The following is a 21,797-nucleotide window of genomic DNA, read 5'->3' on the forward strand; positions in this document are numbered from 1 at the left end:
GCGACTCAAGTTCCGAGCACACAGCCGTTGCCGCCCTCTCGAGTATCTGCCAGCGTGAGTCAGATCTGGAGTCGCGCCTTGTCGTCTGCGAGAGCCTGATACAGGGCAGCTGCCTTGGCATGGTCGCCGGCGTCGTCGGTGGATCGAGCGAGGTTCTCGCGCGTGGTGAGCACGCGGGGATCGTCTGGGCCGAGCACCCGGCGCTCGTCGGCGAGCTGCTCGGTGAACAGCCCGATCGCCGCTTGCGCACCGATGGAGTCCTCGGTGGCGCGAGCCACGCTCGACCTCGCGGCGAGTGCGTCGGGACTGTCTCGGCCCGACCTCGCGGCGAGTGCGGTGGCCACCTGCTCCCAGAGGGGAAGTGCCTCCGCCGCCCGACCCGAGTCCGCGAGCGCCGAGGCCAATCGGCCGCGGGTGGTGATGAGGTCCGCGCTGTCGCTACCCAGAGTGTTCGCCTGGGTGGCGAGGATGTCTTCCGTGACCTGGATGGCGTCCGACGGGCGGTCGGATTCCGAGAGGGCGAGGGCCAGCTCTGCCCGGGTGTCGAGCACGTCGGCGTCGGACTCAGCGCGTGTGGTCAGCTGCTGAGCCAGCACCGCTTCGAGCATCGCTACGGCGGCCTGTGGTCGCCCGTCGAGCGCCATGGCGCTCGCGATCGACCGGCGAGTCCCCAGAACCTCCGAGGCGTCCGGCCCGTAGACGTCCTGTTCCACGCTCAGGAGCTCGTCGAGCAGCTCGATCGCTCGCCTCGGGTTGCCGAGTTGTCGCTGCGTCTGAGCGAAGGTCCACTGCAGCTCGCGGTCGCGCTGGTCGCGCAGGTCGAGTCGAGGGAGGGCCTCATCGCCCAAGCTCTCGATCGCCCGGTTCTCCTGGTGCAGATCGCCGAGAACGCCGAGCAGCGCGCGACTCGCGTCGACGGACTCGCGGTCGTCGAGTTCAGCTCGGTAGGCCAGCAACAGCCGGCCGGCCTGCGCCGCTCGATGCGCAGGAGCGTCGCGATCGGCGATGAGGTCCTTGGCCTGCTCGATGAGTGCACGCCGCACCTGCAGCCGTCGAGGCGCCTTCGCGAAGTCGTTGGCTGCGAGCTTCATCTGCGCCACGTCGTGGAACTGGCAGAAGATCTCGTCGACCGTGCGCACCCAGGCGCGGTCGATCACACTCCTCCCCGTGACGCGATCGCCGTGGTCGTCGCCGAGTTGCGCGAGCGCGGTCGCCAGCATCTCCCGATCCCACGATCGGTCGGCGCCCGCATCGGCCGAGACAATGGCGGGGATGGCGAGGGTCGCCAGCGTCAAGGCCTCGCGGTCGGGATCGCTGAGCCGCTCCCACGCCGTCTTGTAGAGATCCTCCACCTTGCCCGACAGCCGCTCGAGATCTCTCGGATCGATCTCGAGCACGTCGTCGTCGGGGTCGCCGTACGTCTCCAGCACCAGTTCGAGCGCGAACGGATTGCGGTAGGTGGAGACCAGCGCGTCCCGGGTGGCCGCACCGACCTGCGCGTGACGCGCGTGCACGATCGATTCGAGGTCTGCGGTGTCCAGGGCGCGCAGCGACGCCTCGGGTGGGAACGGGTGCGGAAGAGTCGTCGACTCCTCGTCGATGCGGATCAACCGCTCGCCCGCACTCTGCATGACGCGCACGAGGCCGGGGTCGGCGTCGACGAACCCCGGCCATCCGGTCGTCAGGATCATCACCGGGGCATCGCGGCGGATCAAACGCTCGAGCAGGTCGAGGAGAAGCTCATCGGCGTCATGCACGTCCTCCACGACGAGCACGACGGGAACCAGAGGGGCGATCTTGGTGAGGAACGACTCCACCTCGTCCACCTCGGAGGGCCGGTACACGATCCCCTCTGCGCTCCTGAGGTTCTTGCTGCGGGCCCGGGCAGCTCTCGTCCCCGCCACCCCCTTGCGGATCAGCCAGCTCATCGCCGAGAAACCCGGAAGCGCGCCCCCGACCATCTCAGCGGCTTTCGTGACGCCGAAGTCGACGACCGCGGTCCTGCCCTCCTCGAGCACCTTCGCACGGAGCGCGAGGAACGCGGGGTAGGCGAACTTCTCCACGAAGCCCGCCCGGTACCACCACGCGTTCTCGAGATGGTCGATGTGCTTGCGCAGCACGCCGACGTCCTGCAGCAGCGACTCGGTTGCCGTGCCGTTGCGCCTGCCGCAGGCGATTCCCCACCACAGGTAGTCCGGTCGGCTCATCGGCACGTGCTCGAAGTCGGGAGGGTTGATGGCCTTGCGTCGTTCCGAGACCTTGGCGTGATCGGTGGCGATCGCCGAGGGCCAGTACGCCGGCTCGGTCTGGCGCGACTGCGCCAGCGCGGAGTAGAACTCCCGGGCGATGCGCGTCTTGCCCCAGCCGGTCGGTGCCTCCAGCGAGACCCAGACGGGCCGCCGGTCTGCCTGTGCTCGATCGAACAGGTCGAGGAGGCCGGCCACGATCGCTCGCCGTCCTCGGCCGACGAACTCAGCCTCGTGGGGGTCGGATGTCACGGGCGTTCCTCCTTCGTTGCGTCGAGCCCGCGCGGATCAGCGCAGGCCGCCCCGCAGAGCCGCCTGGACGCGCACGGCGATGTGGAGGTTGAGCCGGTTCTCCGGGTCGGTGAGGTCGCGACCACTCAACTCGCGGATGCGCCCGAGCCGGTAGCGGAGGGTGCTGCGGTGGATGGTCAGCGCATCCGCCGCACGGTCGTAGTTGCCGCCGGAGTCCAGGTACAGCGTGAGCGTGTGGACGAGATCGGAGTGGTGTTCGCGGTCATGCTCGAGCAGTGCGCCGAGCCACTCATCCAGGTACCGGTTGAGCTCGAGCCCGTCGTTCGAGGTGTCGAGGATTCGGAGCAGGCCGAGATCGTCGTGGTGGGAGAGACCGAATGGCCGAGCTGACTCGATCCGGATCTTCAGGGCCCTGCCGGCCTCGGCGTAGGAGCGCGGCAGATCGTCGGCGACGCAGCGCCCTCCCACTCCGATCGTGCCTCGTTCGCTGAACACCGTCGACGACAACCGCCTGTGAAGGCTGGAGAGGTCGGCGTCGGCAGCGACGACCGCGAGCACGGTGTCCGTCCGGCGCGAGATGAGAGCTGGCACGCGCATGGCGATCAGGTCGTGGCCCAGGGCCGCCCCGATGTCGACACCGTTCGGGGAGGGCTGCTCCCAGGACACGAGCACAGCGCGTTGCAGGCCGCTGAGATCGAAGCCGAGCATCTCGGCGCGAGCACGGGCTTCGACGATGTCGGCACCGAGGACGAGATCGTCGGCGAGATTGCGACCCAAGCGGATCTCGACTGCGGCGACACTGCGCTGGTGTTCGAGCTCGACGGCGATCACCGCACTCGCGTGCTCGACGGCAAATCGATCGTCGTCGCTCCGCTCGTCATCCGGATCGTAGATGCCGATCACGCCGACGAGTTCGCCGTCGGCGCAGACCGCGGTCGAATGCCATCCCGCCCGTGCCGCGGCGTTCGCCGTGCCACTAGTGGTTGCCCGGAGGTCGGGCGGCGCAACGCAGTCGCCGACCCTGACCAGAATGCGTTCCGTGCCGAAGGAGTCCTGGAGCACCACCGATCGTCCCGTGAGCGCGCTCAAGGCCGAGACGACCTGGGTCTCACCGTTTTCGGTACGGGCCGCCGCGGCCAAGGTATCCCGCACCCTCTGGTACGTGTCGAGCCGCTGGATCGTCGCCGTCAGGGTGCGGTTGGCGCCCTTCTGAGTCTGACCGAGCTGCCGCAATTCGTGAGCCTGGCGGCGTTCCCGGTCGATCAACTCGGCTGTCGCCAGCGCCGCACCGGTCGGCTCCGCCAGCGCGCCGAGCAGGAACATCGCCTCGGGTGACGGTTCGGCTGCCCTGCGGAGCACCAGGGCACCCCTGACCGCACCGGTGCCCCGGAAGAAGAGGGCGTAGCTCCAGCCCCGGCCGTTCTCCAGCACCCCGCTCGTCCCGGCGCGCTCCTCCACCAGCAGGTCGAGCCGCCGGTCGGCTCTGCCGGAATGGCGGGCGAGACGACCTCCCTGGGCGATGTACGCGGCGGGGACCGCGCATCCGGAGATCGCCTTGGCCGAGACGGATGCGAGGCGGAGCGTTCGGCGCGCGGTCGGCCGCTCGAACATCGTCGAACCCACTCTGAAGAGGTCGTACAGGCCCGACCGTGCCTTGGCATCCAGGTCGGCTTGCGCGACTATCTCTGGGTCGCTCAGTGCGCACATGATGGTGGACTCCGCACCGCCAGGCTAACTGCTTTCGGCTGGGCCCGACAGAGCGAAGATCGCCGCTTCTTTCGACTCGCGAGGCCGATGACACGGCCTCCGGGGACGCGCACACTCGGCGTCAGCGAGACCAGTCTCGACGGCTCGAACCGGGCGCATGACCCGTGGGGCCCGACGAAAGGTATGTCTGATGGCCAAGGCAGTGGGCATCGACCTCGGCACCACGAACTCGGTGATCGCGGTTTGGGAAGGGGGAGAGGCGAAAGTCATCCCCAACGCGGAAGGTGCTCGCACCACTCCATCGGTGGTGGCGTTCACCGACACGGGTGAGCGACTCGTGGGGCAGCTCGCCCGGCGGCAGGCGATCCTGAATCCGAAAGGAACGATCTCGTCGGCCAAGCGCTTCATCGGGCGGAATTTCGACGAGATCGACGAGGAGGCCAAGGCGGTCGGCTTCGACATCGCAGCCGGGCCGAACGGCGAGGCGCGATTCACGATCCGTGACAAGCTCCACTCGCCGGAGGAGATCAGCGCGCTCGTGCTGCGCAAGCTCGTCGACGACGCCGCCAAGTTCCTCGGCGAGAAGGTGACCGAGGCGGTCATCACGGTTCCCGCCTACTTCAACGACGCCCAGCGCACCGCGACGAAGGATGCCGGCCGCATCGCCGGCCTCGAAGTGCTCCGCATCATCAACGAGCCGACCGCGGCCGCCCTCGCCTACGGCATGGACAAGAAAGAGCACGAGACGGTGCTCGTGTTCGACCTCGGCGGCGGCACCTTCGACGTGAGCCTCCTGGATGTCGGTGACGGCGTAGTGGAGGTGCGCTCGACGGCCGGCGACACCCATCTCGGCGGGGACGACTTCGACCGTCGCGTGGTCGACTACCTCGCCGATGAGTTTCAGAAGCTGGAGGGCATCGACCTCCGCAAGGACCCGCAGGCCCTCCAGCGCTTGTTCGAGGCGGCCGAGAAGGCCAAGGTCGAGCTCAGCACCGTGAGTCAGACGCAGGTCAGTCTGCCGTTCATCACGGCGGATGCCGACGGCCCGAAACATCTGACGACGACGCTGAAGCGCGCCACGTTCGAGAACATCACCGCCGACCTCGTGGAGCGCTGCCTCGGCCCGGTGCGGCAGGCGATGGAGGACGCGAAGGTCACCGCCAACGACATCGACGAGGTGATCCTGGTCGGAGGTTCGACGAGGATTCCAGCGGTGCAGAACCTCGTCAAACGACTCACCGGGGGCAAGGACCCCAACATGACCGTCAATCCCGATGAGGTGGTGGCCGTCGGTGCCGCGATCCAGGCGGGCGTCTTGAAGGGCGAGGTCAGCGACGTCCTCCTGCTCGACGTGACACCGCTCTCGCTGGGCGTCGAGACGCGCGGCGGCGTGATGACGAAGATCATCGAGCGCAACACCACTATCCCGGCTCGCCGAAGCGAGGTGTTCTCCACCGCTCAGGACAGCCAGGACTCGGTCGAGATCGTGGTGCTGCAGGGCGAGCGGGAGCGGGCAGCCGACAACCGGGTGCTCGGACGCTTCACCCTGACCGGCATCCGGCCGGCCCCGCGCGGCGAACCCCAGGTCGAAGTCACCTTCGACATCGACGCGGACGGCATCCTGAACGTGAAGGCCCGCGATAAGGACACCGGTGCCGAGCAGGGCATCACGATTAGCGGCACCACGAATCTCGATCAGTCCGAGATCGAGCGTATGGTCCGGGAGGCCGAGCAGAATCGCGGCGAGGACCAGCGGCTGCGTGAGGACATCGACGCCCGGAACGAGCTCGACGCCGCCGCGTACCGGGTCGAGCGCACGCTCACCGAGCATGGCGATTCCGTGCCGCAGCATGAGCGCGCTCGGGCCGAGATGCTGATCGGGCAGGCACGAGACGCCGTCGGCCGCGAGGTCTCGGCGGCTGAAGCGCGCGAGTTGACCAGTGAGTTGCAGCAGATGGATGCCGCGCTGTCCGTCGCCCGGGCATCCGATGCGCCGTCCTCCGAGAATCACACCGAGGACGATTCCGACGACGACGACGTCGTCGACGCCGAGTTCGATCGAAGCTGAGAGACCGTGACATGGCCGACCCGGAGGGCACCGACACCGACGTCGACACCGACGCGGGTGCCGCGTCAGCCCCGCCCGTCGCGCCCGACGATCCGGACCTTCGTCTCGCCGATCTCGAGGACCGCTGGCGCCGTGCGGTCGCCGACCTCGACAACCTGAGAAAGCGGGCGGCTCGGGAGATCGAATTCGTCCGCGACTCCGAGCGTGCCCAGGCCGCATCCGTCTTCCTCCCCGTCGTCGACGGGCTCGAGGATGCGGTCACCTACGCCCGAGGGCAGAGCGCCGGCCTGGCCGAAGGCATGCAGGCGATCCGGGAACAGGCCGTCGCCGCGCTCGAGCGCCTCGGTTACCCCCGCATCGACGGGGTCGGGGTGCCCTTCGACCCGCGCATCCACGAGGTCGTGTCGGTGGTCGGCCGGGGCGACCGGCCGCCGCGAACGGTCGTGGACGTCGCCCGGCTCGGGTTCGGAACCCCGGATCGGCTGCTGCGGGCCGCCGAAGTCGTCGTCACCTCAGCCGAGGAGTGACATCGTGGCGGCCGACGACTACTACCGACTGCTCGGCGTCTCGCGATCGGCCGACGCCAAGGAGATCCAGCGCGCCTACCGCAAACTGGCCCGCAGGTACCACCCCGACGTCAACAAGGAGACCGGAGCGGAAGACCGGTTCAAGGAGATCAGCGAGGCCTACCACGTGCTGGCCGATCCCGATTCGCGGGCGCAGTACGACCGGTTCGGGCCGGACTTCCGTCAGTACGCCGCGGGAGCCGAGCGCGAGCACGCCTCGCAGACGCGGGCCGGCGCGGCGGGGGGCGGCGGCCGAACCCGAGCGCGCCCCGGGCCTTCGGGATACACCTGGTCGAGCGCTCAAGGCGGCGCCGGGCCGGGCAGCGCCTCCGTCGACTGGGGAGACCTCTTCGGCGACGTCTTCGGCTCGATGCGGGGAATGGACAACGAAGCCACCCTCGAGCTCACCGTCGAGGAGGCCTTCCGCGGGGGTGCCCGAACGGTCGTCGTCTCGGGCCCCGACGGCGGCCGCCAGACCTTCGACATCCAGATCCCGGCGGGCGTCCTCGACGGCCAACGGATGCGCGTGACCGGCGGCGGGGGCGCGGGCCGGGACGACGGCGGGGCCGGCGACCTCGTCGTCACGTTCCGCGTGCGGCCCGACCGTCATCTGCGGCTCGACGGGAAGAACATCGAGATGGACCTGCCGATCTCGCCCTGGGAGGCCGCGCTCGGGACGAGCGTCTCGACCCGGGCTCCCGGCGGCCCGATCACCGTGCGGGTTCCGCCCGGCTCGTCCAGCGGCCGCCGCCTGAGGCTGAAGGGTCAGGGCATGCCGCAGTCCGGCGGGAAGCCGGGCGACCTCTTCGCGAAGGTGAAGATCATGGTCCCGCCGCACCTCACCGACCGTGAACGCGAGCTCTTCGAGACGCTCGGGCACGAGTCCGCCTACGATCCGAGGGCCGCATCATGAGCTCTCCGCTGCTTCCGGCGCTCCCACCCCGCCTCGACATCGGGATGGTCGCTGCCGCCTCCGGCACCCACCCCGAACTCGTCGCCCGGTTCGTCGAGCTCGGCCTCGTCCCGGCGCACCGGGACGGCGCGGGGCGGTTGTGGTTCGACCCGACCGCACCCGGACTGGTGCGGCGGATCGTGCGGCTGCACGCCGACCTGTCGCTCAACTATACCGCCGTCGCCCTCGTCATCGACCTGCTCGCCCGCATCGATGTGCTCGAGAGCTGGCGCCGGGTGATCCGTTCCGGAAAGGGGACTCCACCATGGAGATGAACAAACTGACCCAGAAATCCCAGGAAGCCCTTCAGCAGGCGCAGAGCATCGCGAGCCGGAACGGGCAGACGGAGACCGAGAACGAGCACCTCCTGCTGGCGCTGATCACGCAGGAGGGCGGACTGATCCCGCGACTGCTGGAGGCATCCGGTGTCGATCTGCCGGTGCTGCTCGGCGACGTGACGCGCGCGATCGAGCGCAAACCGAGGGCCACGGGGCCCGGGGCGACGCCCGGCCAGGTGTTCCTGTCGAAGACCCTGGCAGCGACCCTCGACCGTGCCGAGAGGGAGGCGGATCGGCTCAAGGACTCCTACGTCTCGGTGGAGCATCTGCTGCTCGCGCTCGCCGACGACCCCGGAAGCGCGACGGCGCGCCTGCTGCAGAGCGACGGCGTCACGCGCGAGAGCTTCCTGACGGCGCTCACCGCCGTCCGCGGCAACCAGCACGTCAATTCCGCGACCCCCGAGCAGACCTACGAGGCCTTGGAGAAGTACGGCCGCGATCTCGTCGCCGACGCCCGGGCCGGGCGCCTCGATCCGGTCATCGGCCGCGACACCGAGATCCGTCGCGTCATCCAGATCCTGTCGCGCAAGACGAAGAACAACCCGGTGCTGATCGGCGAGCCGGGCGTCGGCAAGACCGCCATCGTCGAGGGTCTGGCCCAGCGGATCGTGCGCACCGACGTTCCCGAAGGGCTCCGCGACAAGACGGTCTTCCAGCTCGACCTCGCGGCTCTGGTCGCCGGTGCGAAGTATCGCGGCGAGTTCGAGGAGCGGATGAAGGCGGTGCTGGCCGAGGTCACGTCGTCGGACGGGCGCATCCTGCTCTTCATCGACGAACTGCACACGCTCGTCGGTGCCGGTGCGACCGAGGGCGCCATGGACGCGGGCAACATGCTGAAGCCCATGCTCGCCCGGGGCGAGCTGCACCTCATCGGCGCGACGACGCTGGACGAATACCGCCGACACATCGAGAAGGATGCCGCGCTCGAGCGACGGTTCCAGACCGTGCTGGTGGAGGAGCCGGGCGTCGAGGACGCCATCTCGATCCTCCGTGGACTGCGGGAGCGCCTCGAGGTCTTCCACGGCGTGCGCATCCAGGACAACGCGCTCGTCGCGGCCGCCACCCTCTCCCACCGCTACATCACCGAGCGGTTCCTGCCCGACAAGGCCATCGACCTCGTCGACGAGGCCTGCGCGCGGCTGCGCACCGAGATCGATTCGATGCCCGCCGAGCTCGACGAGCTCACGCGACGGGTGACCCGCCTCGAGATCGAGGAGGCTGCGCTGGCGAAGGAGAAGGACAAGCCGAGCCGCCTCCGTCTGCATGAGCTGCGCCGGGAGCTCGCCGACCTGCGGGCGGATGCCGATGCGAAGCGGGCGCAGTGGGAGGCCGAGCGCCAGGCCATCCGCAAGGTGCAGGAGCTGCGCAGCGAACTCGAGCGGGTGCGGCGTGAGGCGGAGCAGGCCGAACGCAACTACGACCTCGACCGTGCGGCGGAACTGCGCTACGGCACGCTCGCCGACCTCGAGCGCAACCTCGCCGCCGAGGAGGCGAGGCTCCAATCGAAGCAGGGCCGGCAGCGGATGCTGCGCGAGGTCGTGACCGAGGAGGAGATCGCCGAGATCGTCGCCGCTTGGACCGGCATCCCGGTCGCCCGCCTGCAGGAGGGCGAACGCGAGAAGGTGCTGAAGCTCGACGAGGTGCTCGAGGAGCGCGTCGTCGGGCAGTCGGAGGCCGTGAGGCTGGTCACCGAGGCGATCATCCGTGCCCGGTCGGGCATCCGCGACCCTCGGCGGCCGATCGGGTCGTTCATCTTCCTGGGGCCGACGGGCGTCGGCAAGACCGAGCTCGCCAAAGCCCTGGCCGGCGCGCTGTTCGACAGCGAGTCGGCGATGATCCGTCTCGACATGAGCGAGTACCAGGAGCGGCACACCGTCAGCCGCCTGGTCGGGGCGCCTCCCGGGTACGTCGGCTACGACGAGGGCGGTCAGCTCACGGAGGCGGTGCGGAGACGGCCGTACTGCGTCGTGCTCTTCGACGAGATCGAGAAGGCGCATCCCGACGTGTTCAACACCCTGCTGCAGGTGCTCGACGACGGCCGCATCACCGACAGCCAGGGCCGCACGGTCGACTTCCGGAACACCGTCGTGATCATGACCTCCAACATCGGTGCCGACCACCTCCTCAGCGGCGCTCGCGACAGCGGCGGTGGCATCACCGACGAGGTGCGCGACCAGGTGCTCGCCGAACTGCGCGGCCGCTTCCGCCCGGAGTTCCTCAACCGCGTCGACGACATCGTCGTCTTCGCGCCGCTCGGCCTCGAACAGATCGAGTCGATCGTCGAGCTGCTGATGGACGACCTCCGCCGACGCCTCGCGGAACGCCAGATCACGCTGGAACTCACTCCCGAGGCGCGGTGGCTGATCGCCGAACGCGGCTACGACCCGCTCTACGGCGCGCGGCCGCTGCGGCGGTACATCTCGCACGACATCGAGACGCGGCTGGGCCGGGCCCTCCTCTCCGGATCGGTCGGCGAGGGCTCCACCGTGCGCATCGACGTGCGGGACGGCGACCTCGTGGTCGACCTGGAGCGGTCGGCGGCCGACACCGAGGCTGAGGTGATGACATGACGACCACGACGGCCACTATCATCCGGTGCCCGAACTGCCAGCACAAGAACCGCGTGCTCACGGCCGGCGCGGGGCGGCCGCGCTGCGGAAACTGCCATGAGCCCCTTCCCTGGATCGTCGATGCTCTCGACGACACCTTCGCCGAGGTCGCGGAGAAGGCCGATCCGCCGGTGATCGTCGACATGTGGGCGACCTGGTGTGGGCCGTGCCGCGTGGTCAGCCCCATCCTGGAGCAGCTGGCCACCGAGCGAGCGGGCGAGCTGAAGCTCGTGAAGGTGGATGTCGATCGCGCGCCCGGTCTGTCGTCGCGGTTCGGCATCCAGGCCGTCCCGACACTGCTCGTGCTGCACGGAGGCGAGGTCATAGCCCGGCAGGCCGGCGCCGCGCCGGTCGGCGTGCTGCGCCGCTGGTTCGACGAGGCGATGGCGAAAGAAAGAGAAGTCTCATGACCGTCCGCCCCGATCCCCACCTCGCCTTCGTCCGGCCGGTGTCTCCCCGCACTCCCGGCGCCTGCGAGGACTGTGTGGCCCTCGGCACGCCGTGGGTGCATCTGCGGCTGTGTCTGACCTGCGGCAAGGTCGGATGCTGCGACTCGTCGCCGATGAGGCATGCGCGAGCGCACGCACGGCACGACGGGCATCCCATCGTGCGCTCCCTCGAGCCGGGGGAGACCTGGCGCTGGTGCTACATCGACGAGGACTTCGCCTGATGCCGGGCCTCGGATCGGGGAGGGTCGTCGTGGAGACGCCGGACACGCTCGGGGCGTACCCCCGGCTCACGCCTGTGCAGCTGGAGGTTCTGAGGGGGGTGGGATCGCCCGTGCCCGTCTCCGAAGGGCAGGTGCTCATGCGGGCGGGCGAGGTGCCCGTCTCGTTCTTCGTGGTGCTCGAGGGGCTGCTCGAGGTCTCCGACGGCGAGCAGGTCGGCATCCACGGCCCCGGCCGTTTCGTGGGCGACATCGGGTTGCTGGAAGGGCAGCCGACCTTCAGCACCACCACCGCGGTGGTCGACGGCGTCGCGCTCGCGGTGCCGATCGAGGAGCTGACGAGGATCGTGACCGGCGATCCGCTGCTCGGCGACGTCATCCTGCGCGCCTACCTGATCCGGCGTTCGATGGCGATCGGTTTCGGGGCCGGGCTGCGCGTGATCGGATCGCCGTTCTCGCCCGACACCCGCCGGCTGCTCGACTTCGCCGCGCGAAACCGGGTTCCGCACCGGTTGCTCGACCTGGAACACGACCCGGGCGCCGAGGCGATCCTGCGGCGGCTGGGACTCGGCGCCTCCGAGGTGCCGTTAGTGATCGTCGGCGGATCGCGGATCCTCCGGAACCCCTCCGTCGTGCAGGTCGCACAGGCGCTCGGCGTGCGGAGCACCCTCCCTCCGGCGAGCAGCGACGTGCTCGTCGTCGGTGCGGGGCCCGCGGGTCTCGCCGCGGCGGTCTACGCCGCCTCGGACGGACTGTCCGTTCTGCTCACCGACGCCGTCGCGACCGGAGGGCAGGCGGCGCTGTCGGCGCGGATCGAGAACTACCTCGGATTCCCCTCCGGCATCTCCGGCGCGGAACTCGCGGAGCGTGGCACCCTCCAGGTCGCGAAGTTCGGCGCCACCCTGGTCACGCCCTCCGTCGCCGAAAGCCTCGTCGTCGACGAAGGCGCGCTGGTGGTGCGTTTTTCAGACGGAACGAGCGTCACTCCACGGGCGGTGGTGGTCGCATCCGGGATGAGCTACAACCGCCTCGCGGTGACGGGCCTCGACCGCTTCGAGTACACGAGCGTCTACTACGCCGCCACGGTCAACGAGGCGCGTCAGTGCGGCGCGGAGCCGGTCGTCGTGGTCGGGGGCGGCAACTCGGCCGGGCAGGCCGCCGTCTTCCTCGCCGGCACCGCGTCGCACGTGAACCTGGTCGTGCGCGGGGCGGATCTCGCGGCGAGCATGTCGCGCTACTTGATCGTGCAGGTGGAGGAGCATCCCCGCATCACGGTGCATCGGCAGACGGTGGTGGTGGAGGCGAACGGCCGAGCCGAACTCGAGTCGGTCGTCGTCGAGCACGTGCCCTCGGGTGCGCGAACTGAGATCCTCACGACGAATCTCTTCGTCTTCATCGGGGCGTCGCCGGCCACCTCGTGGCTCGGCCCGGACGTCGCTCGAGACGAGCGCGGCTACCTGATCACGGGGAGCGGCACGACACCGTCCGGCGCGAGCAGGCCCGCCCTCGAGACATCGGTTGCGGGTGTCTTCGCCATCGGCGACGTCCGCAGCCAGTCGGTCAAGCGGATATCGGCGGCGATCGGCGAAGGAGCGAGCGTCGTGCGGATGGTCCACGATCACATTGCGACCGGCGGCAGCCGATCGTGAGCGGCCGTGTGCCGACCGACTCCACGAGCACACACCACCAGAAGGGAAAGGGATCGTCATGTCACGCATCACCATCATCGGCAAGGGCTCCATGGGCGACGCCATCGGGGGTGTGTTCGCCGCGGGAGGCAGCGATGTCGCCTACGTCACGCATGGCCAGACCGAGGCGACCATCTCGGGCGACATCGTTGTGCTCGCGGTTCCCCATCCCGAGGTCGACGGCATCCTGACCGCCTTCGGTGCGCAACTCGAAGGCAAGACGGTCGTCGACATCACCAACCCGCTCGACTTCTCGACCTTCGACTCGCTCGTGGTGCCCGCCGACGCGTCCGCCGCATCCCACATCCAGGCGGAGCTCCTCGAGAGCCGCGTGCTCAAGGCGTTCAACACCACCTTCGCCGCCACCCTCGTGCACAGGCAGCTGGGCGGTGTGCCGACCACCGTGCTCGTGGCGGGCGACGACGCCGACGCCAAGGCCGCGCTGATCGAGGCGATCACGGCCGGCGGCGTCTCGGCGCTCGACGCGGGGGCCCTGAGCCGCGCGCGCGAACTCGAGGCGATCGGGTTTCTGCAGCTCACGCTCGCGGTGAGCGAGAAGATCGGGTGGAACGGCGGCTTCGCCGTGATCCGCTGACGAGACACGCGCGGAGGCGGTGACAGTAGGCGGTCAGTCGCCCGTGGTGCCGTCGGCCAGCTCGCGGAGGATGTCGAGGTGGCCGTTGTGGCGGGCGTTCTCCTCGATGAGGTGCAGGATCACCCAGCGGAGCGTCGGATGCTCGCCCGAGCGGAACGATGTCTGCGACCGGTCGTCGAGCTGCAGGCCGGCGATGATCGCGTCGGTCGCGACTGCCTGGGCGCGGTAGCCGTCGATCACGGTCTGCAGCGGCAGGGTGGCGCCGTCGATGAACTCCTGGTCGGGGGACTCGTCTGTCCAGGGGCCGAGGTCGGGGCCGCCGACGAAGCGGTTCTCGATCCAGGAGTGCTCGACCCAGCGCAGGTGGTTGAGCACGCCGCCGACGCTCATCAGCGGTGACGTGGCGAGCGGGGCGGCTGCGGCCTGTGCATCCGTCAGACCCGTCGACTTCTCGATGGCGGTGTCGCGGGTGTACTGCAGCATCGTGAGCAGGGTCGATCGTTCGTCCCAGGCTTCGGGGTGGTCGGTGCGTTCCATGCATCGAGTATCACCGAGCGAGCCCGCGAGCGCACTCGTCGGGACTGCTTCTACCGAGTGCGGAGGCCGTCGAGAAGCAGCCGCACCATCGGGTTCGGCGTGCCGTCGGGGGAGGGGGCGCGGTGGCTGAGATCGCCGACGGCCTGGAGGAGTTCGAGGGGGTCGACGTCATCGCGGATGTCGCCGGACGCTGCGGCCGCGTCGAGCAGCGAGGCGAGGGCCGGGCCGAGCTTGCCCATGAGCAGCGCGGGCAGGGCGTCGAACGCCGGGTCGCCTGAGCGGAGCGCATCCGAGAGGCCCTGCTTGGTCGCGACGAAGCGGGTGAAGCGGGTGATCCAGAGGTCGAGCGCTTCCTTCGGCGGATGCTCGGCCAGCAGCTCGGCCGCCGCCGCAGCCGTGGCGTCGATCTCCGAGGTGAAGACCGCGGCCACGAGCTCGGCGCGGTTGGGGAAGTGGCGGTAGAGGGTGCCGACCCCGACTCCGGCTTCGGTGGCGATCTCGCGGGCCGGCGCATCCACCCCGGAGCGGGCGAAGACCGTGCGCGCGGCGGTGAGGAGGGCGTCGAGGTTCTGCCGCGCATCCGCTCGCACCTTGCGCGGCTCGGTCGGTAAGGTCACGGCAAGGCCCCTTGCTTAATCGGAACCATGTTCCGTATAGTAATCAGCGTAGCGGAACGGTGTTCCGTATCTGATCCTAACAGGAGGACCCCATGCAGTATCGACCCCTCGGACGCACCGGAATCCAGGTGACGCCCTACGCGCTGGGCGCCATGATGCTCGGCTCGTTCGGCAATCCCGATCGCAAGGAGGGCGTGCGGATCATCCACCGCGCGCTGGAGGGCGGCATCAACTTCATCGACACGGCCGACCGCTACGGCGACTCGGAGGAGGTGGTGGGCGAGGCGCTCGTCGGGCGGCGCGACGACGTCGTGCTCGCCACCAAGTTCTGGGGTCCCGTCGACGACGACGTGAACCATCGCGGGGCCTCGCGGAGGTGGATCCGGCAGGCCGTCGAGCGCTCGCTGCGCAACCTGCAGACCGACCGCATCGACCTCTACCAGCTGCACCGGCCGGAGCCCGACACCGACATCGACGAGACCCTCTCCGCGCTCACCGACCTCGTGCGCGAGGGCAAGGTGCTCGCGATCGGCACGTCGTCGATGCGCGGGTCGGAGATCGTCGAGGCGCAGTGGGTCTCGGAGCGGCGCGGGTTCGAGCGGTTCCGCACCGAGCAGCCGAACTACTCGATCCTCGATCGCGAGATCGAGCGGGAGATCCTGCCGGTGGCTCAGCGCTATGGCATGGGCACGCTCGTCTACAGCCCGCTCGCGGGCGGGGCGCTGTCGGGCAAGTACCGCGCGGGGCAGGCGAACGAGAACTTCCGGGCGAGTACTGGTATGCGGCATTTTCAGGATGAGCGGCGGCTCGGTGCCATCGAGCAGCTCATCTCGCTGGCGGAGGAGGCGGGGATGCCGCTGACGCACCTGGCGATGGCGTTCGCCGTCGCGCATCCGGGAGTCACCTCGGCGATCGCGGGGCCGCGCACCATGGAGCAGCTCGAGGACACCCTGGCGGGCGCCGAGGTCTCACTGTCGGACGAGATCCTCGACCGGATCGACGCGATCGTTCCTCCGGGTGAGAGCATCGGGGCGATGGACATGGTCTACCGCGGGCCCGAGGTCGCGGATGCCACGCTGCGGCGCCGCCCGGCGTCCGCTCGCTCGGCGCGGTAGCGCGCTCGAGTTCGTGGCGCTGAGCTTCGAGCGGCACAGTTGAGTTAACGCGGTCGGTGGCGCTATCCGACTGATCCGGCGTGCGACCCGTGTTCCGCCTGATGGGAGACCGCGAATCCCGCGAGCAGCACCGCGAGGCAGATGCCGAACGCGATCGAGAGAGACACCGGCAGGCTGACGCTTCCGGCTCCGACCGTGGCCGTGCTGATGCCGGCGAGGGCGAACTGGGTGAAACCGATGAGCGCCGACGCGGTGCCGGCCGCGCGCGGCACCGCGGTGATCGCGGCCGCCACCGCGTTGCCCTGCACGAGTCCGAATCCGCCGAGGAAGAGCGGCAGGCACAGCGCCATCAGCCCGGCCGGCATCCCGGTGAGAGCCACCAGGGCGAAGGATGCCGCGGCCGCCGCCATGATGACGAGGCCGAGGGTGAGGATGCGGCGCGGCGCCCAGCGCACGGCCAGTCGCGACGAGATGAACGTGGCGGCGACGAGCGCGACGGCGTTCGCGCCGAACGCGAGCCCGAACTGGGCCGGGTCGAGTCCGATCACGTCCTGATAGAGGAAAGGGGCGGCCGAGACGTAGGCCATCAGGGCGGCGAACGCGAAGGCGCAGATGAGGGCGTTGCCGATGAACAGGCGCGAGCGCAGGTCGCGCAAGGCGGAGCCGTCTTCGGCGGCACGCTTGCGGAAGTGCTCACGGCGCGACGCCGGGTGGGTCTCCGGGATCGCGACCAGCGCGACGACGAGCATCCCGACGGTCAGGGCGAACACGATCACGAGCGCACCGCGCCAGCCGAGCGGGCCCGCGATGAAGCCGCCGAGAACAGGGCCCGCGATCGGCGCGATGCCGCCGATCGTCATGACCAGGCTGAACGCGCGGGCGGCGGTGGCGCCCGTGGAGATGTCGGCGATCACCGCGCGCCCGATCACCATGCCGGCCGCGCCGGTCGCGCCCTGCACGAAGCGCGCCGCGATCAGCACGGGGAGCGTGGGGGAGAAGACGGCCACCGCACCCGCGATGCAGCAGATGATCGCGCCCACGATGAGGGGCCGGCGGCGGCCGAACCGGTCGGAGGCGGGGCCGAGGATGAGCTGACCGACGCCGATCCCCACCAGGGAGGCGGTGAGGGTGAGCTGCGCCCCCGTCTCGTCCACGCCGAAGTCCGCCGCGAGCTGCGGGAACGACGGCAGGTAGAGGTCGGTGGTGATGGGGGCAACGGTGGAGAGGAACGCGATCGCCAGGAAGACGGGCAGCGGGATGCGCCCCGGGGTCGCGCCTCCTGGCGGCCCCGGTCGGGCTGCGCGGCTCACGAGGCGGTATCTGCGGCCATCGTCGGGAATGAGACATCCGTCTGTGTGAGGGCCCAGCTCGCCAGCAGGCGCAGCTTCTCCTCGGTGGCCGAGCCACGGGCGGCGTTGTAGACGGTGAGGGTGAGCCCGGGGTCTGCGGGCAGGTCGAGGGCGTTGTAGATGAGCTCGAGTTCGCCGACGGCCGGGTGCACGAACGTCTTCACGCCGGAGTGGTGCAGGCTCACCCGGTGGGCGGCCCAGCGGGTGCGGAAGTCGTCGCTGCGGGTGGAGAGCTCACCGACCAGGTCCGATAGTCCCCGGTCATAGGGATTGCGACCGGCCTCGGTGCGGAGGATCGCCACGTTGTCGTTCGCGGCCCGTTCCCAGTCGGCGTAGTACTCGCGCGCCTTCGGGTCGAGGAAGATGAACCGCGAGTGGTTCACCGGCCGTTCCGGGTTGGCGAACAGCGGCGAGTAGAGGGCGTGGCAGAGCAGATTGCCGGCGACGAAGTCCATCCGTGCGTTCCGCACGAACGCCGGCGCCGCCGTGATGGAGTCGAGAAGGAGCTGGATGCTCTCCCGCAGCTTCGGCTGCGAGGGCCGCTTCTTCGGGCCCCTCAGGCCGGCGTTCGCGGTGCGGGACAGGTCGAAGAGGTGCTCGGTCTCGGCCTCGTCGAGCTGCAGGGCCAGCGCGACGGCGTTGAGCACGCTCTCGGAGACGCCGGTCAGGTTTCCGCGCTCGAGGCGGGTGTAGTAGTCCGTTGAGACACCGGCCATCATCGCGACCTCCTCGCGTCGGAGCCCGGGCACTCGGCGGCGGCCGCCGTAAAGCGGCACACCGGCCTGCTCGGGCGTGATCCGATCCCGCCTGGCGGTCAGGAACGCCTGGATGTCGTCGCGGTTGTCCATACGGAAACGCTACGCCCGGGGTGGGGGCCGGAGAGAGTGTCTGTCATAACCGGGATAACACCGCCCTCTCACTGTTCCTTCGCGCGGGTGTCGACTGAAGATCCACCACCCGAAAGGAGCCCACCCATGCGTGGAGCAGTCATCTACGGCCCCGGTGACGTGCGGGTCGAGAACCTCGACGACGCCATGATCGTCAAGCCCACCGATGCCGTCATCCGTCTCGCGGCGACGTGCGTGTGCGGATCCGACCTCTGGGACTGGCGCGGGATCAACCACGTCGATCAGCCGACGCCGATGGGCCACGAGTACGCCGGTGTCGTCGAGGCGGTCGGCGGCGACGTCGAGAACGTCAAGGTCGGCGACTTCGTCATCGGCTCGTTCTTCGCCTCCGACAACACCTGCCCGATCTGCCAGGCCGGCTACCAGTCCTCCTGCGTGCACCGCGAGTTCGTCGGCGGCGCCCAGGCCGGACTGCTGCGCGTGCCCCTGGCCGACGGCACCCTCGTCGCCACCCCGGGGATGCCCGAGCCGGACCTCATCCCGAGTCTGCTCGCCGCCTCCGACGTGCTCGGCACCGGCTGGTTCGGTGCCGTGGCGGCCGAGGTCGGCCCCGGCAAGACCGTCGCGGTCGTGGGAGACGGCGCGGTGGGCCTTCTCGCCGTGCTCGCCGCGAAGCAGCTCGGCGCCGACCGCATCATCGCGATGAGCCGGCACGCCTCCCGGCAGGAGCTCGCCCGCGAGTTCGGTGCGACCGACATCGTCGAAGAGCGCGGCGACGCGGGCGTGGCGAAGATCATGGAGCTCACCGACGGGCTGGGGGCCCACTCGGTGATCGAGGCCGTCGGCACGCAGGAGTCGATGATGCAGGCCATCCACTCCACCCGCGCCGGTGGACACGTCGGCTTCGTCGGCGTCTCCCACGACGTCGAGATCCCCGGCGAGGAACTGTTCTTCTCGGCCGTGCACCTCCACGGCGGGCCGGCTCCCGTGCGCCGATTCCTGCCGGAGCTGATCGACCTGATCTGGAGCCGGCAGATCGACCCGGGCAAGGTCTTCGACCTCACCCTCCCGCTGGACGACGCCGCCGAAGGCTACAAGGCGATGGATGAGCGCCGCGCCATCAAGGTGCTGCTTCAGCCGTAGCTGCTCCGGTTCATCCGCACGAGAAAGAAGGCACACCATGAAGATCGCTGTTCTGGGAACCGGGATGGTCGGGCGAGCCCTCGCCGGCCGCCTGGCCGAGCTCGGCCACGACGTGAGCATCGGCACCCGCGACGTCGCCGACACGCAACGCTCGGCGGACTATTCCGCCTGGCAGGAGCAGCACCCCGCAGTGTCGCTCCGCACGTTCCGGGATGCGGGCGAGGCCGGCGAGCTGATCCTCAACGCGGTCGCCGGTGCTCACGCGCTCGCCGCCCTCGAGACCGTCGGCGCGGCCGTGCTCTCCGGAAAGGTGCTGCTGGATCTCGCGATCCCGCTGGACCTGTCCGCCGGGCTGCCGCCGATGCTCACCACCGCGAACACCGACTCGCTCGGCGAGCAGATCCAGGCCGCGTTCCCGGACACGCTCGTCGTCAAGTCGCTGCACACGGTGTACTACGAAGTCATGATCGACCCCGCCCGTGTGCCCGGAGAGCACTCGATCTTCGTCGCGGGGAACGACCCGTCGGCCAAGAACGTCGTCACCGGCATCCTGGAGCAGTTCGGATGGCCGGCCGGATCGATCATCGACCTCGGCGACATCACGGCCGCGCGGGCCACCGAGATGTACTCGCGGCTGTTCTTCGCCCTCTACGACCGGCTCGGCACCTTCGACTTCAACATCGCCGTCGTGCGCGCCGGCGCCTGAACCCCACGACACGTCAGACACCCGATAGGAGAACCCCATGACTGATCAGCCCAAACAGGTCGGCGGCGGACGCCGCATGTTCGGCGACTTCGCCCCGAAGCTGGCCTCCCTCACCGACGACGTGCTCTTCGACGACGTCTGGAACCGGCCCGAGCTGCCGGCCCGCGACCGCAGCCTCATCACCGTGGCCGTGCTCGCCGCGGGTGGCGACACCGCTCAGCTCGAGTTCCACCTCGGTCGCGCCGTCGAGAACGGAGTGACCGAGGAGGAGCTGATCGAAGCCATCACGCACGTCACGTTCTACGCCGGCTGGCCGAAGGGCATGGCCGCGATGGGAGTCGCGAAGAAGGTGTTCTCCGAATGAGGATCGTCCCGAAGCCCGCCACCGTGAAGAACCCGCCCGAGCAGTTCACCGGCGACGTGTGGGTGGATGCGATCGCGTCGCCGCAGAACGACGACCAGCGTGCCAGCGTCGCCCTGGTGCGGTTCAGCCCCGGCGCCCGCACCGCCTGGCACTCCCACGCGCGAGGCCAGACGCTGCACATCACCGAGGGCGTCGCGCTGCTCGGCAGCCGTGACGGAACCGTCATCGAGGCGCGGCCCGGACAGACGATCTACACCCCGCCCGGCGAGGAGCACTGGCACGGCGCCACCCCCGACGACTTCATGCAGCACCTCGCCTGCCTGGAGATGGGCGAGGATGCCGCCACCACCACCGTGTGGCTCGAGCACGTCACCGACGCCGAGTACCACCGGCTCTAGACCTCAGCGGAGAGAAGAAGGAGAACGCGATGCACACGCGAACACTCGGACAGGGTCTCGAGGTCTCGGCCATCGGCCTCGGCTGCATGGGGATGTCACAGGGGTACGGCCCGAACCCCGGAAGCCGCGAGGAGATGATCGGCGTGATCCGCGCCGCCGTCGACCGGGGGATCACCTTCTTCGACACCGCCGAGGTCTACGGCCCGTACGTGAACGAGGAGCTGGTCGGCGAGGCCCTGGAGCCGGTGCGCGATCAGGTCGTCATCGCGACCAAGTTCGGCTGGGACATCCGGGACGGGAAGTCGGTGGGCCTCGACAGCCGGCCCGACCAGATCAGGCGGGTCGCCGAGGCCTCCCTGCGGCGGCTGCGCACCGACACGATCGACCTCTTCTACCAGCACCGCGTCGACCCGGATGTTCCGATCGAAGACGTGGCCGGCGCCGTGGGCGAGCTGGTGCAGGAGGGGAAGGTGCGTCACTTCGGGCTGTCCGAGCCTGCTGCGGCGACCGTCCGGAGGGCGCACGCCGTGTTCCCGGTGACCGCTGTGCAGAGCGAGTACTCGCTGTGGACCCGCGACCCGGAGGCCGAGGTGCTGCCGGCGCTCGCCGAGCTGGGCATCGGCTTCGTTCCGTTCAGCCCGCTCGGCAAGGGGTTCTTCACCGGCACCGTCGACACGGCCGCGCCGTTCGGGGCGGGCGACGTGCGCGGCAGCATCCCGCGGTTCGAGGCCGAGAACCGGGCCGCGAACCAGTCGCTGGTCGATCACGTGAGGCAGCTCGCCGATACGAGAGGTGTGACGTCGGGGCAGATCGCTCTGGCCTGGCTGCTCGCGCAGCATCCGTGGGTCGTCCCCATCCCGGGCACCCGCCGCATCTCACGACTCGACGAGAACGCCGGCGCCACCCGGGCTGCGCTCTCGGCCGACGATGTGGCCGACCTCGACTCGCTCGCCTCGCGGCTCGGGGTGCAGGGCGACCGGTACAACGAGCAGCACATGGGGTACGTCGGCGGGTGACCGGGGGGCCGGCGGG

The 21,797-nt window shown here is 69.7% G+C and carries 21 protein-coding genes; 15 read left to right on the top strand and 6 right to left on the bottom strand.

Features of this window, described 5'->3' with window-relative positions; genetic code table 11:
- Nucleotides 1-59 precede the first annotated feature (59 nt).
- Complete coding sequence (locus BJ984_RS08755; protein ID WP_179547685.1) at nucleotides 60-2,444, bottom strand: tetratricopeptide repeat protein; 2,385 nt, start codon at nucleotides 2,442-2,444, stop codon at nucleotides 60-62.
- Nucleotides 2,445-2,534: 90 nt separating this feature from the next.
- Complete coding sequence (locus BJ984_RS08760; protein ID WP_179547686.1) at nucleotides 2,535-4,205, bottom strand: PucR family transcriptional regulator; 1,671 nt, start codon at nucleotides 4,203-4,205, stop codon at nucleotides 2,535-2,537.
- Between the two features lie 190 nt (nucleotides 4,206-4,395).
- Here BJ984_RS08760 and dnaK point away from each other — a divergent pair, with 190 nt between their 5' ends.
- From dnaK to BJ984_RS08805, 9 genes are all read left to right on the top strand, one after another.
- Nucleotides 4,396-6,273 (top strand): molecular chaperone DnaK, encoded by a 1,878-nt coding sequence (gene dnaK / locus BJ984_RS08765; protein WP_179547687.1) that lies wholly within the window; start codon nucleotides 4,396-4,398, stop codon nucleotides 6,271-6,273.
- An 11-nt stretch (nucleotides 6,274-6,284) separates the two neighbouring features.
- Nucleotides 6,285-6,800 (top strand): nucleotide exchange factor GrpE, encoded by a 516-nt coding sequence (locus tag BJ984_RS08770; RefSeq protein ID WP_179547688.1) that lies wholly within the window; start codon nucleotides 6,285-6,287, stop codon nucleotides 6,798-6,800.
- Between the two features lie 4 nt (nucleotides 6,801-6,804).
- A complete protein-coding gene (locus BJ984_RS08775; protein ID WP_271206479.1) occupies nucleotides 6,805-7,752 on the top strand; it encodes a J domain-containing protein in 948 nt (315 codons plus the stop codon).
- Nucleotides 7,749-8,066 (top strand): chaperone modulator CbpM, encoded by a 318-nt coding sequence (locus BJ984_RS08780; protein WP_179547689.1) that lies wholly within the window; start codon nucleotides 7,749-7,751, stop codon nucleotides 8,064-8,066. Before BJ984_RS08775 ends, BJ984_RS08780 begins: the two co-directional genes overlap by 4 nt.
- Complete coding sequence (gene clpB / locus BJ984_RS08785; protein ID WP_179547690.1) at nucleotides 8,057-10,699, top strand: ATP-dependent chaperone ClpB; 2,643 nt, start codon at nucleotides 8,057-8,059, stop codon at nucleotides 10,697-10,699. The genes BJ984_RS08780 and clpB overlap by 10 nt, the downstream gene beginning before the upstream one ends.
- The gene (trxA, locus tag BJ984_RS08790; protein ID WP_179547691.1) at nucleotides 10,696-11,148 is read left to right on the top strand and encodes a thioredoxin; all 453 of its coding nucleotides are present in this window, start codon (nucleotides 10,696-10,698) and stop codon (nucleotides 11,146-11,148) included. The genes clpB and trxA overlap by 4 nt, the downstream gene beginning before the upstream one ends.
- Nucleotides 11,145-11,408, top strand: coding sequence for a UBP-type zinc finger domain-containing protein (locus BJ984_RS08795; protein ID WP_179547692.1), 264 nt, complete (start codon nucleotides 11,145-11,147; stop codon nucleotides 11,406-11,408). Before trxA ends, BJ984_RS08795 begins: the two co-directional genes overlap by 4 nt.
- 110 nt (nucleotides 11,409-11,518) lie before the next feature.
- Nucleotides 11,519-13,054 (top strand): FAD-dependent oxidoreductase, encoded by a 1,536-nt coding sequence (locus BJ984_RS08800; RefSeq protein ID WP_271206480.1) that lies wholly within the window; start codon nucleotides 11,519-11,521, stop codon nucleotides 13,052-13,054.
- Nucleotides 13,055-13,112: 58 nt separating this feature from the next.
- Entirely contained in the window at nucleotides 13,113-13,688 is a 576-nt protein-coding gene (locus tag BJ984_RS08805; protein WP_179547694.1) for an NADPH-dependent F420 reductase, read from the top strand.
- A 33-nt stretch (nucleotides 13,689-13,721) separates the two neighbouring features.
- On the opposite strand, the gene BJ984_RS08810 is transcribed toward BJ984_RS08805, so the two are convergent.
- Nucleotides 13,722-14,225 carry a DinB family protein gene (locus tag BJ984_RS08810; RefSeq protein WP_179547695.1) on the bottom strand — a complete coding sequence of 168 codons (504 nt, stop codon included), beginning with the start codon at nucleotides 14,223-14,225 and terminating at the stop codon, nucleotides 13,722-13,724.
- Between the two features lie 50 nt (nucleotides 14,226-14,275).
- On the bottom strand, nucleotides 14,276-14,842 hold the full coding sequence (locus tag BJ984_RS08815) for a TetR/AcrR family transcriptional regulator (protein WP_179547696.1): 567 nt from the start codon (nucleotides 14,840-14,842) through the stop codon (nucleotides 14,276-14,278).
- A gap of 92 nt (nucleotides 14,843-14,934) precedes the next feature.
- Here BJ984_RS08815 and BJ984_RS08820 point away from each other — a divergent pair, with 92 nt between their 5' ends.
- Complete coding sequence (locus BJ984_RS08820; RefSeq protein ID WP_179547697.1) at nucleotides 14,935-15,957, top strand: aldo/keto reductase; 1,023 nt, start codon at nucleotides 14,935-14,937, stop codon at nucleotides 15,955-15,957.
- A gap of 62 nt (nucleotides 15,958-16,019) precedes the next feature.
- On the opposite strand, the gene BJ984_RS08825 is transcribed toward BJ984_RS08820, so the two are convergent.
- Together BJ984_RS08825 and BJ984_RS08830 are read right to left on the bottom strand one after the other, a co-directional pair.
- On the bottom strand, nucleotides 16,020-17,267 hold the full coding sequence (locus tag BJ984_RS08825) for a multidrug effflux MFS transporter (protein ID WP_179547698.1): 1,248 nt from the start codon (nucleotides 17,265-17,267) through the stop codon (nucleotides 16,020-16,022).
- Complete coding sequence (locus tag BJ984_RS08830; RefSeq protein ID WP_179547699.1) at nucleotides 17,264-18,154, bottom strand: helix-turn-helix transcriptional regulator; 891 nt, start codon at nucleotides 18,152-18,154, stop codon at nucleotides 17,264-17,266. The genes BJ984_RS08825 and BJ984_RS08830 overlap by 4 nt, the downstream gene beginning before the upstream one ends.
- 126 nt (nucleotides 18,155-18,280) lie before the next feature.
- Between BJ984_RS08830 and BJ984_RS08835 the strand changes: the two genes are divergently transcribed.
- From BJ984_RS08835 to BJ984_RS08855, 5 genes are read left to right on the top strand one after another with little or no spacing between them, the layout of a single operon-like run.
- Complete coding sequence (locus tag BJ984_RS08835) at nucleotides 18,281-19,297, top strand: zinc-dependent alcohol dehydrogenase family protein (protein ID WP_179547700.1); 1,017 nt, start codon at nucleotides 18,281-18,283, stop codon at nucleotides 19,295-19,297.
- Nucleotides 19,298-19,334: 37 nt separating this feature from the next.
- On the top strand, nucleotides 19,335-20,003 hold the full coding sequence (locus tag BJ984_RS08840) for an NADPH-dependent F420 reductase (protein ID WP_179547701.1): 669 nt from the start codon (nucleotides 19,335-19,337) through the stop codon (nucleotides 20,001-20,003).
- 37 nt (nucleotides 20,004-20,040) lie between these two features.
- Complete coding sequence (locus tag BJ984_RS08845) at nucleotides 20,041-20,367, top strand: carboxymuconolactone decarboxylase family protein (RefSeq protein WP_179547702.1); 327 nt, start codon at nucleotides 20,041-20,043, stop codon at nucleotides 20,365-20,367.
- The gene (locus BJ984_RS08850) at nucleotides 20,364-20,765 is read left to right on the top strand and encodes a (R)-mandelonitrile lyase (protein WP_179547703.1); all 402 of its coding nucleotides are present in this window, start codon (nucleotides 20,364-20,366) and stop codon (nucleotides 20,763-20,765) included. Before BJ984_RS08845 ends, BJ984_RS08850 begins: the two co-directional genes overlap by 4 nt.
- 29 nt (nucleotides 20,766-20,794) lie before the next feature.
- Complete coding sequence (locus tag BJ984_RS08855; RefSeq protein ID WP_179547704.1) at nucleotides 20,795-21,781, top strand: aldo/keto reductase; 987 nt, start codon at nucleotides 20,795-20,797, stop codon at nucleotides 21,779-21,781.
- Nucleotides 21,782-21,797: the final 16 nt, after the last annotated feature.

Source organism: Herbiconiux flava (genome assembly GCF_013409865.1).
GTDB classification, from domain to species: Bacteria; Actinomycetota; Actinomycetes; order Actinomycetales; family Microbacteriaceae; genus Herbiconiux; species Herbiconiux flava.

What these genes read in the sequence shown, in the direction of transcription:
- BJ984_RS08835 (WP_179547700.1), top strand. Translation starts at nt 18,281, where the DNA reads ATGCGTGGAGCAGTCATCTACGGCCCCGGTGACGTGCGGGTCGAGAAC.
- BJ984_RS08830 (WP_179547699.1), bottom strand. Translation starts at nt 18,154, where the DNA reads ATGGACAACCGCGACGACATCCAGGCGTTCCTGACCGCCAGGCGGGAT.
- trxA (WP_179547691.1), top strand. Translation starts at nt 10,696, where the DNA reads ATGACGACCACGACGGCCACTATCATCCGGTGCCCGAACTGCCAGCAC.
- BJ984_RS08795 (WP_179547692.1), top strand. Translation starts at nt 11,145, where the DNA reads ATGACCGTCCGCCCCGATCCCCACCTCGCCTTCGTCCGGCCGGTGTCT.
- BJ984_RS08770 (WP_179547688.1), top strand. Translation starts at nt 6,285, where the DNA reads ATGGCCGACCCGGAGGGCACCGACACCGACGTCGACACCGACGCGGGT.
- BJ984_RS08760 (WP_179547686.1), bottom strand. Translation starts at nt 4,205, where the DNA reads ATGTGCGCACTGAGCGACCCAGAGATAGTCGCGCAAGCCGACCTGGAT.
- clpB (WP_179547690.1), top strand. Translation starts at nt 8,057, where the DNA reads ATGGAGATGAACAAACTGACCCAGAAATCCCAGGAAGCCCTTCAGCAG.
- BJ984_RS08845 (WP_179547702.1), top strand. Translation starts at nt 20,041, where the DNA reads ATGACTGATCAGCCCAAACAGGTCGGCGGCGGACGCCGCATGTTCGGC.
- BJ984_RS08780 (WP_179547689.1), top strand. Translation starts at nt 7,749, where the DNA reads ATGAGCTCTCCGCTGCTTCCGGCGCTCCCACCCCGCCTCGACATCGGG.
- BJ984_RS08850 (WP_179547703.1), top strand. Translation starts at nt 20,364, where the DNA reads ATGAGGATCGTCCCGAAGCCCGCCACCGTGAAGAACCCGCCCGAGCAG.
- BJ984_RS08820 (WP_179547697.1), top strand. Translation starts at nt 14,935, where the DNA reads ATGCAGTATCGACCCCTCGGACGCACCGGAATCCAGGTGACGCCCTAC.
- BJ984_RS08810 (WP_179547695.1), bottom strand. Translation starts at nt 14,225, where the DNA reads ATGGAACGCACCGACCACCCCGAAGCCTGGGACGAACGATCGACCCTG.
- BJ984_RS08855 (WP_179547704.1), top strand. Translation starts at nt 20,795, where the DNA reads ATGCACACGCGAACACTCGGACAGGGTCTCGAGGTCTCGGCCATCGGC.
- BJ984_RS08840 (WP_179547701.1), top strand. Translation starts at nt 19,335, where the DNA reads ATGAAGATCGCTGTTCTGGGAACCGGGATGGTCGGGCGAGCCCTCGCC.
- dnaK (WP_179547687.1), top strand. Translation starts at nt 4,396, where the DNA reads ATGGCCAAGGCAGTGGGCATCGACCTCGGCACCACGAACTCGGTGATC.
- BJ984_RS08805 (WP_179547694.1), top strand. Translation starts at nt 13,113, where the DNA reads ATGTCACGCATCACCATCATCGGCAAGGGCTCCATGGGCGACGCCATC.